Annotated in this window: 5 protein-coding genes; 2 read left to right on the forward strand and 3 right to left on the reverse strand. The window is 67.5% G+C overall.

What is annotated here, in order from left to right:
* Window positions 1–276 precede the first annotated feature (276 nt).
* From AC6LJ5_RS08235 to AC6LJ5_RS08245, 3 genes are all read right to left on the reverse strand, one after another.
* Window positions 277–9288, reverse strand: a complete 9012-nt coding sequence (locus AC6LJ5_RS08235; protein WP_498140235.1) for a two-partner secretion domain-containing protein — start codon at window positions 9286–9288, stop codon at window positions 277–279.
* Between the two features lie 37 nt (window positions 9289–9325).
* Window positions 9326–11038 (reverse strand): ShlB/FhaC/HecB family hemolysin secretion/activation protein, encoded by a 1713-nt coding sequence (locus tag AC6LJ5_RS08240; protein WP_498140236.1) that lies wholly within the window; start codon window positions 11036–11038, stop codon window positions 9326–9328.
* A gap of 161 nt (window positions 11039–11199) precedes the next feature.
* Complete coding sequence (locus AC6LJ5_RS08245) at window positions 11200–11925, reverse strand: TetR/AcrR family transcriptional regulator (protein ID WP_498140237.1); 726 nt, start codon at window positions 11923–11925, stop codon at window positions 11200–11202.
* A 211-nt stretch (window positions 11926–12136) separates the two neighbouring features.
* On the opposite strand from AC6LJ5_RS08245, the gene AC6LJ5_RS08250 reads away from it, so the two are divergent.
* Both AC6LJ5_RS08250 and AC6LJ5_RS08255 read left to right on the forward strand, forming a co-directional pair.
* Window positions 12137–13396 (forward strand): alpha/beta fold hydrolase, encoded by a 1260-nt coding sequence (locus tag AC6LJ5_RS08250; RefSeq protein WP_498140238.1) that lies wholly within the window; start codon window positions 12137–12139, stop codon window positions 13394–13396.
* Window positions 13397–13418: 22 nt separating this feature from the next.
* Entirely contained in the window at window positions 13419–14312 is an 894-nt protein-coding gene (locus AC6LJ5_RS08255; RefSeq protein WP_498140239.1) for a VOC family protein, read from the forward strand.
* Window position 14313 lies beyond the last annotated feature (1 nt).

The following is a 14313-nucleotide window of genomic DNA, read 5'->3' on the forward strand; positions in this document are numbered from 1 at the left end:
CTGTACGCTCTTGACCACTAAGAAGAGGCTCAAGGCCATAATATCCTTTGTCAGCCCCGCCGCATTTTTTCCAATCCATTAGACGCATATCTTCAGTTCGACCACTGATCGACCAATCTTCCATAGCCGTACCGGGCTTAGTCAGCCGATCGTATGCTTCTCGATCACAATAGGCCTGTGGCATGGTAATGCTGCAAATTTCCCCCTTCCTGCTGATATAGCAACCAGTCACTAACAAAAAAAATATAAAAACTACAATTAACCTAGATATGACTCTCACCGTGTGACTCTCAGTAAAATATCCAGAGCTTTCCATGCCTGCGGAGGCAAGGCTTCCGATAGTGCAAACGGTGTTGCCGGCACGAGCGCAATACCGCTCCAAATTCCATACATGCGATCCTGTCCTGGCGTTAGACCACGCTTGGCATTGCCATATTTATCGTAATAACCACTCAAAGTGCCACCGATAAAGTCGTGTGACCCTCCAAAGGCCTCGTGCATCCAGTCAAGAATTCCCCCAGGAGGATAGGGTCTGCCAGCAAGCGTCCCAGGACCGCCTTGATTACCTCCTGTTAATCCTGCCATTTTCTTGCCGTCGTCGGTTTCAAGAAACTTGGCAAGTGTCATGTTTGCTCTGTCCGTATCAAAGGCAACCCCGCCATTTTTATCCAGCTTGAGAAGTGGAACTCCCCTTTCATCAAGTATTGGAAGCCCGTTTTCAGTCTGAATTTTGCATCGCTCATTCATTGTTCCGCAAAGAATATCTAGAACAGCCCGCGTCCCCGCCGTCTTGAACTGATCCCCCCGTATCCCAGCACTTGTCCCGCTCTTGTTATCCAAGGTAGTTTCCCCATCGGTAATGCCGGCGAATTTCTTCGAATCCTCAATCGTGTACTGTCGCATCCGATCCGCCGCTTCCGACAGCCCCGCCTGCAGCGCCGCGACTCCGCCCGATCCGCCCAACGCACCCACAGCCACGTTCAGCAAGCGCTCCTGCGTATTGAGCTCATTGATCTGCGTCTGAAGCCCCCGGATCTTGTCAGGATCGTCCGTGGCCTTGATCTGCTCTCGAAGCTCCGCGCGCTTTTTCTCCGTGTAGCTCTGGATTGCCTGTCCCGCCTGCTGACTGAACGCCGCGACGATTTCGGCTTCCGCCTGGACCTGTCGGCGCAGTTGCTCGCCATCCCATTTCTTGGCCAGCCCGCCAGACCCATCGCCCGTCAGGATGCTTCGATCCAGCATCGCCAGCACCTGGTCGGCGGTCTTGCCGGTACGCTCCCTTTGCGCATTCATATCGGTGATCGTCACGACGGCGCCGCTGATGCCGCTCTGGGTCACGCTGCTTTCACTGCCCTTGCGCACGCTCATGCCCGGCGCGCCCGCGCTGACGCTGTTGCCGAAGTTCTGCGCGGACCATGTGCTGCCCTTGCCCGCGACGTTGGTGGCGGCGGCCTTATCCGGCTCCTTGGCGCCTCGGTCGCCTTCGGTCTTGCCGTCCGACTTCTTGTCACCCCCTCCGGCGACGCTGAATCCGCCCGACAGGCTGACGCCCGTCGCCTTGTACTTGCTGTAGTTCTCGATATCGCTGACGGTCAGGCTGCCAGTCTCGAGGGTATTCCGGCCATTCGTTACGGCGGACTCCGATGATGTGATCGCCGCGCCCTTGAGATCGGTATTGCCTCCCACCTTGACTTGAAAGCCGCCGTCGCCGGCCGCGATGCGGGACTGCTCGACAACGCTGGCGAAATCGCCATCCACCTTGGTGCTGGCATAGCTGCCGCTGGCCGCAAAGCCCGCGCCCACCGTCACGCTGCCGCCGATGCTCTGGTCCTTGCTCTTGAACGTGCTCGTGTCTTGCAGGCTTTCGATGGCAAGGTTGCCGCCCACGTCGGCCACCACCTGCCTGCCGCTGGCAACCGCGCCGCGCAGCGTGGTGTCGCCGCCCGAGACCAGCGTCAGGCCCTCGCCCGCGCTGACCTGCGTGTTGGTCCAGGTCACGTCCCTGCCTTCGCCCTTGCCCCGGCCTCCACTGGCATTGGCCGTCACCCCGAATGCCGCGCCATTCGAGCCCAGGGAGATCGCCACGCCCACCCCCGCGCTGGCGCTGCTGCTCTTGCGGTCGGTCTCCTGCGTGTTCCTGGCCGCCAGCAGATTGATGTCGCCGTCGGCCTTGAACACGACGTTGCCGCCCGCGCTGATGTTGCTGCCGCGCACCGTCAGGTCTGAATCCCGTCCGGCGCCGGTCGCGCTGATGCGCACGTCGCCGCCCGCGGCCACGGTCGAGCCGGCAGCGGTGTCGTAGGTGGTCGTGGACTTGCTGTCGCTCTTGCTGGCGCCGACCGTGATCGAGATATTGACGCCGCCCGCGGCCTTGGGGTCGGCCTGCACCGCATCGTAGGCGTTCTTGGCCGCCAGTCCCGTGGCGGCGCCGGCCAGCGCCTGCATGCGCCCATCGGACGTCTGGCTGGCCGCGCTCGCCATCTGCTGGCCGGTCTGCAGCGCAGAGAGAATTGGCGAAGTCAGCGCCACGGTCAGGCCGGACTGGCGGAACCGGTTCTGTTCGACGCTCTTGCCGGTTTCCCGCGCCTCGACGATATCGACACGCCGGGCGTGGATGTCGATGTCGCCCTGCGGCGCCAGGACCTTGCTGCCGATCTGTTGATATTGATTGCCCGCCACCAGCGTGACATCGCCCGTCGTGGCGCCCACGGTGGACGCGGCGGCGCGCGTGCTGACGTCCTTGCGATCCACGCTCTGCATCTGGCTGCCGAGGGTGAAGGCGACGCCGCCGTTGTAGAGAAAGCCGCTGGTCCTGGTCTCCTTGAACTGGCTCTGGCTGGCGGTCTCGGTGGCCGCCTGGATCGTCAGGTCGTTGCGGGCGACGATCGTCGTGCCCGCGTCGGACACCACGTTGCTGCCAGTGACGGTCACGTTCCGGCCCTGCACCGCGACGGTGTTGCCGCTGAAGGTGCTGGACACGGCCTGCGTTTCATCCAGGCTGGCGCGGGTGATCTTGGTCTTGGAGCCCAGCAGGCTGCGCGAGCTGTGCTGGCGGCCTTCGCTCCAGTTACTGTCCGCGACGCCCGCCTGGATGTTCACATCGCCTTGGGCCACCGCGATCACCGCCCCCTGCTCGCTGGTGACATTGGCGGCAACGGCGTTCAGGTCGCGGCCAGCCTGCAGGCGAACCTCGCCGGTCGTCGTGATGGCGCTGCCTACATCGCGCTCATAGCCTTGCTTGAGATAGTTGCTGGCGTTGCGGACGTTGTTCTCCTGCGCGGCGATCTTGACCGTGCCCAGCGTCAGGTCGCGGCCCGCGACGATGGCGGTCTGGCTGTCCTTGCCGCTGTTGATCAGTTGCGCCGCCATCAGCGTGGCGTCACGGCCCGCCGAGGCCAGCAGGATGCCGTTCGGGTTGCTGACGTACAGGCCCGCCACGCGATCGATATTGGTGCGGCTGAAATCGCTCGCGCCCGCCCGCTTGGCGTCGCCGCGCGTGGTGCTGAGGATATTGAGATCGCGCCCGGCATTGAGCAGCAGCGTCGAGCCCGCGTCGAGCGCGCCGCCGATGTTGTCCAGATCGTTGCGGGCCGTGAGCGCCACGGCATCGCCGCTGATGCGTCCGCCCAGGTTGCGCAGGTTCTCGCCGGTCAGCCTGACCGCCGTGCGCCCCGCGATGGTGCCGGCGTTGACCAGGTCGCCCTTGAGCTTGAGGTCGATGGCGTTGGCGGCCAACAGGGTTCCAGTGCCGTCGATATCGCCCGCCTTCACCCGCACGTAGACCTGCGGCACCAGGGCGCGCGTGACCGTGCCGTCGGCCAGCGTCACCTCCCGTTCCACCAGCCAGACGATATCGCTGGTCAGCTGCGCCATCTGCGCGGCGGTCAGCGCCACGCCGGGGCGCAGGTTCCACGCCTGGGCGTAGGTGCTGCCCGCGTTCAGCAGCGCGCGGTACTGCGCTTCGTCGTCGGCGTAGCCGTCCAGGAAACGGCGGCCGGTCAGCTGGCCGATCTGGTCGCGCACCAGCTTCTGTTCGTAGAACCCGTCGCCCAGGCGCTTGTGCATGGTGGTCGGGTCGTAGCCCAGCTGGGACAGCATGTAGTCGGAGCTGAGCCAGTCGCGGTAATTGGCGAAGCGCGGATCGGTCTCGACCAGGTAGCCGCCCGCGCCCGGACTGCTGCGGAACAGGCTGGCGGCGGGGGCATCGGTGCCCACCTGGACGGTGCGGACGCGGATCGGCGCATTGCCGCTGGCGCTGCTCGCGGTGTTGACGTCGCCACGGCCCGGCCCGCGCGGATCGGAAACGGTCGCCTGCACCTCGGTGATGGACCTGCGGCGGGTTTCGCCCGTCGCGCCGGCGCTGGCCTCGATCGCGCCGCCCACCTGCCCGGCCTGCCGGCCGTCAATGACATGGCCGCTGCCGCCAGCGGCGGCGTTCTGCACGACGGTGGAGACATCCAGCGTGATCGTCTGCACCGCGTCGGCGGGGGTGTAGGCGATCTTTCCATCCCATCTCCGGTCGAAATACCGCCTCGTGCCTCCGCGCCAGCGTGAGCGCGTGAACTGGCTGGTGCCGGTCTGCCGGACGATGTGCTCGCCCAGGGCGGCAACGTTGTCGAGCCGGCCCACATCGCCCAGCAAGACGCCGCCGGCGATGATCTGGCTCTTGTCGTTGATCAGTTCATTGCCGCGCAGCGTGAGGTTGCCGCCCGCGCGGATCAGCGCGGGCGCGCTCTCGGCGACTTGCGTGCGGTACTCGGTCTGCGTCACGTCGTACTGCGTCCAGTTGCGTATCTGCCGGCCGGTCTCCTTGTGGCGGTACCTGCCCGCCCTGCTCCAGCTTTCCCAGCGATATTCGTCGACAAGAGCCTTGTCGCGATCGCCCTCGGGCTGGATGTACAGGTACTTGACCGGCCCACCGACCTGGACCACTTCCGTGCGGAAATGCAGATTGGCATTGAGCAGGCGGTCCGTCTCCAGCGTCATGCCGCCCAGCGATTCGATGGTGGCGCTTTCATTGAGGACGAGATCGGCGCGGCCGGTCGCCGCGCCGTCGGCATCCAGCGCGCCGCCGATGTTCAGCGCATCGCCGCCGCCACCCGCGCTGAATATCAGCGCCTTTTCACGATTGTTGATGACGCTGGCGCCGATATCCAGCCGCTGACGCGCGGCGATGACGGCGGCCTTGTCGCCTTCCTCGCGGTTGCGCAGGGTGCCGGCCTGGATTGCCAGGCGGTCGCCATAGATGCGGCCGCTGCCCAGGTTGTCGACGGCGCCGGCCTCGATGCGGGCCTGGCCGCCGTCGATCAGGCCACGATTGGTCAGCGTGCCATCCGCGACGATGCGGGCGCTGCGCACGCCGCTCATCTCGCCGGTCACGCTGTTGTCGATGTCGGTGCCGCGCACCTCCAGATCGTTCGCGCGCACCACGCTTCGGTTGGTCCACGTGCCCGCCGCGCTGATGCGCGCGCGGCCGTTGGCCGTGATGGTCTGGTCATTGGCCTGGCCCTGCCGCAAGGCGAGCGTGAGATCGCCCTTGGACAACAGGCTGCCGTTGCCGCTCACGGTATCCGCCGCGATATCCAGGGCGCGGCCGGCAAGCAGCGTACCCGCGTGATTGAGCAGTTGCCCGACATCGACCACAATAGCGCCGCCGGATGACAGGCTGCCGCGCGTGTTGTCCAGCACGCTACCCTTGCCCTGGATGCTGATGCGTTGATCAGCGGCGACGAGACCGCCAGTATTGTCAGTGTGACCGGCCGTCAGGACGACGCTGTTGCCCTGCAAGCCGAGCGGCTTGCTGTCGTCCGCGCTTTGTGTGTCGCGGTTGCGTATCTGTGCGGCGCTGACCGTCAGATCGCCACCCGCGACCATCAGACCGCCGGTATTGTCCGCCACGGCGGCGAGCGTGGCGCTCAGGTCCTTGCCTGCCTGGATCTTGCCACCGCCGTTGCCGAGCGCCGCGGCGTTGATAGCGACATTCGCGTTACCGCCCAGCTGACCGGATGTGTTGTCGATGCTGCCACTGCGCGCGTTGACATCGCCCTGGCCTTGAATCAATCCACCCCGGTTGTCCAGGTCGCCGCTGGTCAACGCCAGCGCGGCGCCGCTCAGGATGCCGCCAGCGCTGCCAGCGTCGGTATTGATCAGCGCCTGGCCGTGGGTATCCACGCGCATGGCTTGCGCGGACTGAAGCAGGCCACCGGTATTGGTCAGCGCGCCGCTAGCTATCGTCAGGTCGCCACGCGTGCTGGCGAGGGTGCCGCCGGTGTTGTCGAGCGCGGCCTGACGGGTGTCGACCGTCACGGACGCGCCCAGTACGGCGCCCTGCGTATTGTCCAACCCGGCATTGACGAGGACCACATCGCCGCCTTGCAGCGTGCCGCCGCGATTCTCGGTGCGGCCACGGGTGTCCACCGTGAGGGAGCCAGCGGTGGAGGCCACGATGCCAGCGGCGCGGTTGTCCAGTGTTTTCGCCTGAACGCCGAGATCGGCGGCGCTGACCAATCTGCCGCCACGGTTGTCCAGGCCCTGCTGAACGGAGGTTTGCAGCGGGCCGGTGGCGTTGATGACGCCGCCGCGATTGTCCAGCGTGGCGGCGGTGACTTGTGCGCTGCCGGTGCTGGCAATGAGGCCGCTGGCCTGGTTATCGAGATGACCCGCCACATCCAGCGACAGGCCGGCGTCGCCAGACGCCAGTACCTTGCCGCCTCGGTTGTCCAGCTCACCCGCATTGACCATGGCCCTGCCAGCCGCGAGCAGGGTGCCGCCGGCATTGTCCATGACCTGCCGGACCGTGACGCGGGTCGCGTCCAGCCCGGCGGCCTGGATCGTGCCGTCCCGATTGGCCAGGGATCGCGCCGACAGGTTCAGCGCGCCATTGCTGGCGATGACGCCGCCCTGATTGTCCAGCGCGCCGCGCGTCGTCAGTTCCAACGGGGCGTTGCCGCTGGCGGCGAGCTTGCCGCCAGCGTTGGTCAGCGTGCCGGTATCGATCCGGATGGCTTGCGCCTGTGTGGCGGCGCCGGTCAAGTCCGTGGTCTCGCCCGTCAGCGCCAGCCTGCCATTGCTGGTGATCGTGCCTTGCGCACCCAGCAGCGTCCGCGCGGCGATGTCCAGGCGACCGTTGCCGGCGTGCAGGATCTGGCCGCGCGCGTTGGCGAGCGTGCCGGCGCGCAGGGCCAGGTCGCCATTGCCGGCGATGACTCCGCCGTCGCCATTGTCGAGAAGCTCGGCGGCGGCGATGCGGCTGGCATCCGCGCCCGTGGCGATGAGCTTGCCGCCGCGATTGTCGAAGGACTGCGCGGCCAGGTCGATCTGGCCGGCGCTGACGGCGGCCTGGCGATGGTCGACCACGCCCAGGCGCAATGTCGCCACGCCCGCCGTGGCCGTCTCGCCGCGCGCGCCATCGACGCGACCGGCACTGAGCATCAGGCCGCCGGTGCCGGCATGGGTGATCTTGCCGTCTTCATTGACCAACCGGCCGGCGTCGATGGTCAGACGCTGCGCATTGCTGGCCAGTGTGCCGCCGCTGTTGTCGAGCTTGCCCTGGATCGCCAGCCGGGTGTCGGTGTTGCCGCTGTGCAGGACCGTGCCACCCCGGTTGGAGGCGTCTTGCGCGCGCAGGTCGAACGCGCCAGCCGCCAGCAACTGACCGGCGTCGTTGCGCAGTTGCCCGACCTGAAGACGGGCATCGCCCGCGATCCGGAGTTCGCCCCGGCGATTGTTCAGGTCGCCGCCGCTGACGTCGAGCTGGTTCACGCCCAGGTGTCCGCCGTCGTTGTCCAGGCCCGCTTGCGCGCTCAGGTCGATCCGACCGCTGGCGAGGATGCGACCGCCGTCATTGTCGAGCGTGGCGCTGATGTTGAGCACGCCATTTGCCAGCGGCGCGGCATCGGCGCCGGTCTGATCGTCGCCGACGCTCCCTTCACCCTGTCCGCCGCTGCTTCCTGCCGTTGCGCCGCCCGCGCCGCCTGCGTTGCCGCCCGGGGAGGTTTCCTTGTCCGCGGGCGTGCCGGCGTCGGCTGCCAAGAGTCCGATACGGCCGCCGTCGCGGTTGCTGGTCTGGGCGGCGCGCAGGGCCAGGTCCTGGAGACCGGTCTGTTCGATGGTGCCGTCCCGGTTGCGCAGCGACCGCGCATCGACGCTGATGCGGCGGGCATTGAGCGCGCCCTGGCGGTTGTCGATATCCCGCGGCGTGCTCACGGCCAGTTCGCGACCGGCGCTAAGAGTGCCGGCATTGGCGAGACCGCCGCCGGCGTCGATCCGGGTATCCGTCCTGGCCTGCATCGTGCCGCTGTTTTCCAGGCGGCCATCGACCGTGACGACCAGCTGGCCGGCCTGCGCGCCGATGGCGCCGGCGTTGCGCATGCCCACGCCCTGCTCGGTGCCGACCAGCACGATCTTCTGGCTGTACATGCCGCCCAGCGCGGCCACATCCAGCGCGAAGGCCGGCGCATCGCCGCTGGCGGCGGTCTTTTGCACCCTGGCGTGGTCAGCGCTGACCTCGTTGCCGCCGGCCGTGACCTGCAATTGCCGCGCCCAGATGCCGGCGTTCACCTCCACCGAGCGGGCGATCAGGTCGGTGTAGTTCGCGCCGCGGGCGTCCATGCCCTTGCCCTGGACCTGGATGGCGCCGCCCTGCACCCGGTAGCCCTCCAGCGAGCCGCCGTTGAGAATGGGCTGGCCAGTGGTGATGGTGGCGCGGTCGGCATTGATGAAGCCGCAGCCATCGCAGGAAATGCCCGCCGGATTGGCGATGACGAGCTGCGCGCGGTTGCCCGCCACTTCGACATAGCCGCGCAGTTGGCTGGGATTGCTGGAATTCACCTCATTGAGAATGACGCGGGCGGCGCCGCGCGCCAGCCACGGATTGCCTTGCACCCACCCGCCCAGTTCGGTCTGCGTGTTGGCGCGCGAATTGTTCAGGATGGCGCCTTGCTGGTCGACGTCGAACTGCTTGTAGGTGTTGCGCGACACGCCGGCGGCGCTGGGGGTCTGGATGTTCACCAGCGGAACGCCGTTGGGCGCTTGCAATACGGTCGGGCGTTGGTTGCCGGGCGCGCCGGGATCGGCCACGACCTGGGCGTGGGCGAACGGGACGATGATGGCCTGGCCGAGCGCAAGCGCCAGGGCAAGGCGCAAGGGCTTGAGCGTGGCAAGAATGCGGCTGCCGGCGGCGGTGCTGCCGGCGCCGGCGCCCGGTCCATCGCGTCGCGCGATTTCCGCGACGACCTGGAACAGGCCCAGCGCCCGGTTGAAAACGATGCGGTAAAGGTGCTTGTTCATGGCGTCACTTTCCTTGCTCGGGCATGGGCCGCGGCGTTCAGTAGGACCAGCTCAGGTTGAAGCCGGTGGTCACGGCGGCGGTCTGAAAACCCTTTGGTCTGGCCAGCGGCGCGCCGGCAAAGAGATCCCACTGGAAGCCCTTGGCGCCGCCGCGCACGCCGATGACCGCGCCGGCCAGGTTGCGCCCCTGGAGCCAGCGCGTGGACGGGCCGGCCACGTGGCCATAATCGGCCCCCGCGTAGAGTTCCTGGCCCGCGCCCACCGGTAGTCCGATTTCATTGCGCAACACCCAGCCGCGCTCGCCCATCAGCGTCAGTTCGCCGTCAAAACCGCGCACGGTGTAGCGTCCGCCGATGGAGAACCGATCCTGCGGCACGAGCGGCGTGCGGTTCCACTGGGCGCGCCAGCTGCCGATATAGCGGGCGCGCTGCGCGCCAAGCTGGAACGGAATCAGCCATTGGGCATCGGCGGTGATGACCTGCATCCGCGACGTGCCTTCGCCGAAGTCCTCCTCCGGCGCCGGCATCGCGCGAAAGGCGCCGGTGCCGCGACGATAGGCAAGATTCACGTCCAGCGTGCTCGCGCCCAGGTATTCCCGATGATTCAGGCCCAGCTCCCAGCCGCCCGTGCGGCGGCGCTGGACCTCGATTTCGGTGTCGTCGATGTAGTTGTCCGATTTGCGCATCCACAATCGGGCATGGAGACCGGTCTTGCGGCTCGCGTCGCGATAGACCAGCCGGGACAGGCGCAGCTCGGCGTTGTCGCTGGAGCCGCTGTAGACATAGTTCTGGCTGAAGCCGGCGACCGTCTGGCGGTACTTGTAGCCGCCCAGGGTGGCGGCCAGCGTCCAATAGCCATATGGCACGCTGTAGTGCGCCGTATAGCCGCGCGTGCCACGGGTGTTGCCGTTGAACACGTCATGATTGAAATTGGCGTAGAGCAGGTCGTTCCACATCAGCAGGTCATCGAGCGAGACCGTGATGCCGCCCTGCACCTTGCCGGTGGTCTTGCTGCCGGAGTCGTCCAGCGTGGCGCTTATCCGTACCGGAAAGGAACGTTGCCGCCAGGCGATGACGAGATCGCTGTCGCCAGGCCGGGCATCGGCGCCTTCGGCGGGAACGATCTGGATGTCGGCTTCCACGGTGGGGACGCGCTTGAAATTCTCCAGCGCCTGCTCGATGTCGCGCAGGTTGAGCAGCTCGCCGCGCCGCGCGGGGACGGCATTCCAGGCGGTGGCCTTCAGCGACGTGCCGGGCGCGTAGCGGATGTCGCGGATGCGGCCCGGCACGACCGTCAGGACCAATGTGCCCGTCTTGAGATCTTGCGGCCGGGCCAGGACCCGCGTGGTGACGAAGCCGCGCGCGATGATGGCGTTCTGGATGCGGGTCATCACCACATTGATGCCGGCCGAGCCCAGGCAACGGCCCGTCGCGCGGTCATCGGCCGGATCGCCCTCCCGCAAGGCCCAGTAGAAACGTTCCGCCTCCTCGCCGTCGAGCCGGATCTGCGCGATGGGAAAGCAGGGTTGCTCGTGCTGGGGCAGACGCCCGGGCAAGGCCGGAGCCGGCCTTGGCAGGCGCTCGTCCGGCGGCGCTTCCAATTGCTCGCGCAGCGCGCGCTCTCGCTCCTGCTGGCGCAGGAGTTCCTGCGCCGCGTTGTCCGGTATCTGAGCCCATGTCGGAACGCCTATCGACCACAGGCCGAGCACGGCCCACGCGCCAACGTTCCATGCGCGCCAAGCCTGCCGCATGAATTCCCCTGTCCATTACCGCTGCCCCCGCCAGGTACACGGCGGAACAACAACGTAACGGAGGAATTCAATTGGGCAAATCGTAGGATTACGAGATCCGCAGAAGTCCCCGGCACGGGCCGAAAAAATCAGACTAAGTCCGGGAATATCCCGGCTCCAGCCTAGCCGCGATGCACGTCTGGCCCCTTCCCGTCCGGCAACACCAACTTCTCCAGATACGCCAGGTCCTCGCGCAGCAGCCGCAGCGACTCGCTGACGTCGGGGCTGCGCGTGCGACGCGCCTCGTCGCGCAGCAGCGAACGCACCGCCATGTCCGCCATGATGGCGGCGACTTCGGCGCGGCTCAGGCGGCCGCCCGGCTTGTACCACCAGGCCGACCAGTTGCACATGCCGATCAGGCTGACGGCCGCGATGTGCGGATCGACCATGCGGAACTGGCCGTCGCGCACGCCCTTTTCAATGACCACGCTGAAGTTCTCCAGCAGGCTGCGCCGCGCCGCCTGCAGGGCCGCGCGCTGCTTGGGCGTCATGTCGCCCTCGGTGCGGTCGGCCACTCGGAATTCCGCCGGTCGCGACAGGATCAGGTCGGCGTGCTGCATCACCAGGGCGCCCAGCGCCTGGACCGGATCCAGGTCGGCGCGCGCCACGGTGTCGCCCGCCAGCTTGCGCGCCGTGTTCAGCACCTCTTCGGTCAGCGCGCGCAGGATCGCGTCCTTGTTCTTGAAGTAGTAGTAGACGGCGGTGCGGCTCAGGCCCAGCGCTTCGGCGATGTCCTGCATGCTGGTGCCGCCGGTGCCGCGTTCGATGAACAGCGTGGCGGCGGCGTCGAGGATGGCGCTGCGCAGCGCCTCGCCTTTCAGGCTTCCCTTGGTGCTTGCGTCGGTCACGGTGGCGTTCTTCCTTTTCTATGGCCGCCCGGCGCGGGCGGATCGTGGCGGGAGCGGGCGCGCCAGCCGGCTCCGTTGCAGGGGTCCGCGCAGCGCGGACATTCGTCCGATTTGACCACAGCGTCAGTTTTTCGACTTTGATTGACATCAAAGTCAAATATTTGTCTAATCTGACAAATAAAACCCGAAACGACTATCCAAGGAGACGGATATGACTTCCGGCAGTCCTTCCAGCCACGTCACCGCTGGCTTCCTGAACACCGACTGGAACCCCCGCGATCTCCCGCCGGGCGCCTCCACCCGCAACGTCGTGCTGCGCACCGCCGACGGCGCCGCCACCTCCGGATCGCTCTACCTGCCCGCCGGCCCCCGGCCCGACACCGTGGTGTGCGTGATGCATCCGCGCGAGTTCATGGCCTGTCACTACCTGATTCCCGATATCGTCGGGGCCGGCTGCGCGGCCTGGTCGCAGGGAGCCCGCTCGGTCGGCAACGACCTGCGGCTGGAGCACGAAACCGCCCTGCTGGACGTGGCCGCCGGCCTGGCCCACCTGCGCGGCCAGGGCTTCAAGCGCATCGTCCTGCTGGGCAATTCGGGCGGCGCGGGGCTCTATGCCTTCTACGCGCACCAGTCGGGCCTGCCGGCGGCCGAGCGGATCGCCCGCACGCCCGGCGGCAAGCGCAGCGGGCTCAACGAGCTGGACATGCCCACGGTCGACGGCATGGTGCTGATCGGCCCCCATCCCGGCCAGGGCGCGCTGCTGCTGAACTGCATCGATCCGTCCGTTGCCGACGAGAACGACGCGCTGTCGGTCGCGCCCGAACTGGACCCGCTGGCGCCCGCCAATGGCTACCAGCCCGGCGGCCGCGCCCGCTACGCGCCGGCTTTCGTCGAGCGCTACCGCGAGGCGCAGCGCCAGCGCGTGGCGCGCCTGGACGAGCAGGCGCGGCGGATGATCGCCGAGCGCATGCAGGCGCGCGCCGCGCTCAAGCAGCAGACCGAGCCCTCGCCCGCACTGCGCCGCCAGGCCGCGCACACGCCCGTGATGGTGGTCTGGCGCAGCGACGCCGACCTGCGCTGCCTGGACCTGAGCCTGGACCCGTCCGACCGCCACCCCGGTTCGCTGTGGGGCAAGGAGCCCTATGCGTCGAACTACGGCGCGGTCGGTTTCGCCCGCTTCTGCACGCCGGAAAGCTGGTTGTCCACCTGGTCCGGCCTGTCGTCCAACGCCAGCCTGGCGCGCACGGCCCAGGGCATCGTCCAGCCCACGCTGATCATCGAATACACGGGCGACCAGGCCTGCTTTCCTTCCGACGTGCGCGCCATCCACGACACGATTCCCGCCGCCGACAAGACCCACCTGCGCATTCGCGGCGACCACCACGGCCGCGCGCTGGCCCAGGGCGAGGAGCCCGGCCGCTACGCGGCGGGGCGCGAACTGGCGGCGTGGCTGCGCGCGCGCTTTCTGTAACCCGACATCCTTGGATCCGATCATGACCGCCACGACCTCCCCCGCGCTGCGCCTGCATGGCGTGGACCACACCGCCCGCCCCACCTGGAAGCTGCGCGAGACCGTGCGCTTCTACCGCGACATCCTGGGACTGCCGCTGGTGCACGTCATCTCGGCGCGCGGCTGGGGCCCCGCGACCCATCCCGATTTCCTGCACTTCTTTTTCGACAGCGGGCGCGGCAGCACCATCGCGTTCTTCTACTACCTGGGCTCCGAGGAGCCGGAAGCCATGCGCGGAAGGGCGGCCTCGCGGCCGCTGCCCGAGGACCACGTGTCCGACGCCACCCACACCGCGTGGCAGGTCGAGAGCGAGGACGAGCTGAAAGCCTGGAAGCAGAAGCTGCAGGACGCCGGGCTCGACGTTTCGGTGGAGACCCGGCACGAAGTCATCGAATCGATCTACGTGCGCGACCCCAACGGCTACTTCATCGAATTCACCCGCAAGCTGCGCCCGCTGGCCGGCATCGACGCGACTGACGCGGCGCTGACCCTGCAGGCAGCCATGCAGGCCGAGGCGGATGCCGAGTCGCGGGGACAGCGCGTGCGCCACGTGGACGACATCTGGGCGCGCAAGGCCGCGCTGCTGGAAGCCCGGCTGGACTTGCGGGACGACGCGGCCGGATCCGGCGTGCGCATCTTCGTGCCGCGCGTCGAGGAATTCTCCGCGCTGATCGAGGACGCCTCGCGCCGAGCCGACTGCGCCGTGCTGCCGGCGGACGAATTCGACTGCATCGTCGCCGACGGCCCGCTGGAGTTCCGTCGCAAGACGCTGGGCCTGAAGCCGGCGGTCTGGTATGGCCTGTTCACGGGCGGGGTGCGCGGCGCCATCGACGTGTTCGACCGCGACCGCGTGCGGATTTCGCCGGTCGGCAGATAGC

Source organism: Achromobacter sp. 1011791174 (assembly GCF_059760925.1).

Bases quoted from the DNA above. Each gene is read 5' to 3' on its own strand.
- AC6LJ5_RS08235 (WP_498140235.1), bottom strand. From the start codon at position 9,288: ATGAACAAGCACCTTTACCGCATCGTTTTCAACCGGGCGCTGGGCCTG.
- AC6LJ5_RS08240 (WP_498140236.1), bottom strand. From the start codon at position 11,038: ATGCGGCAGGCTTGGCGCGCATGGAACGTTGGCGCGTGGGCCGTGCTC.
- AC6LJ5_RS08250 (WP_498140238.1), top strand. From the start codon at position 12,137: ATGACTTCCGGCAGTCCTTCCAGCCACGTCACCGCTGGCTTCCTGAAC.
- AC6LJ5_RS08255 (WP_498140239.1), top strand. From the start codon at position 13,419: ATGACCGCCACGACCTCCCCCGCGCTGCGCCTGCATGGCGTGGACCAC.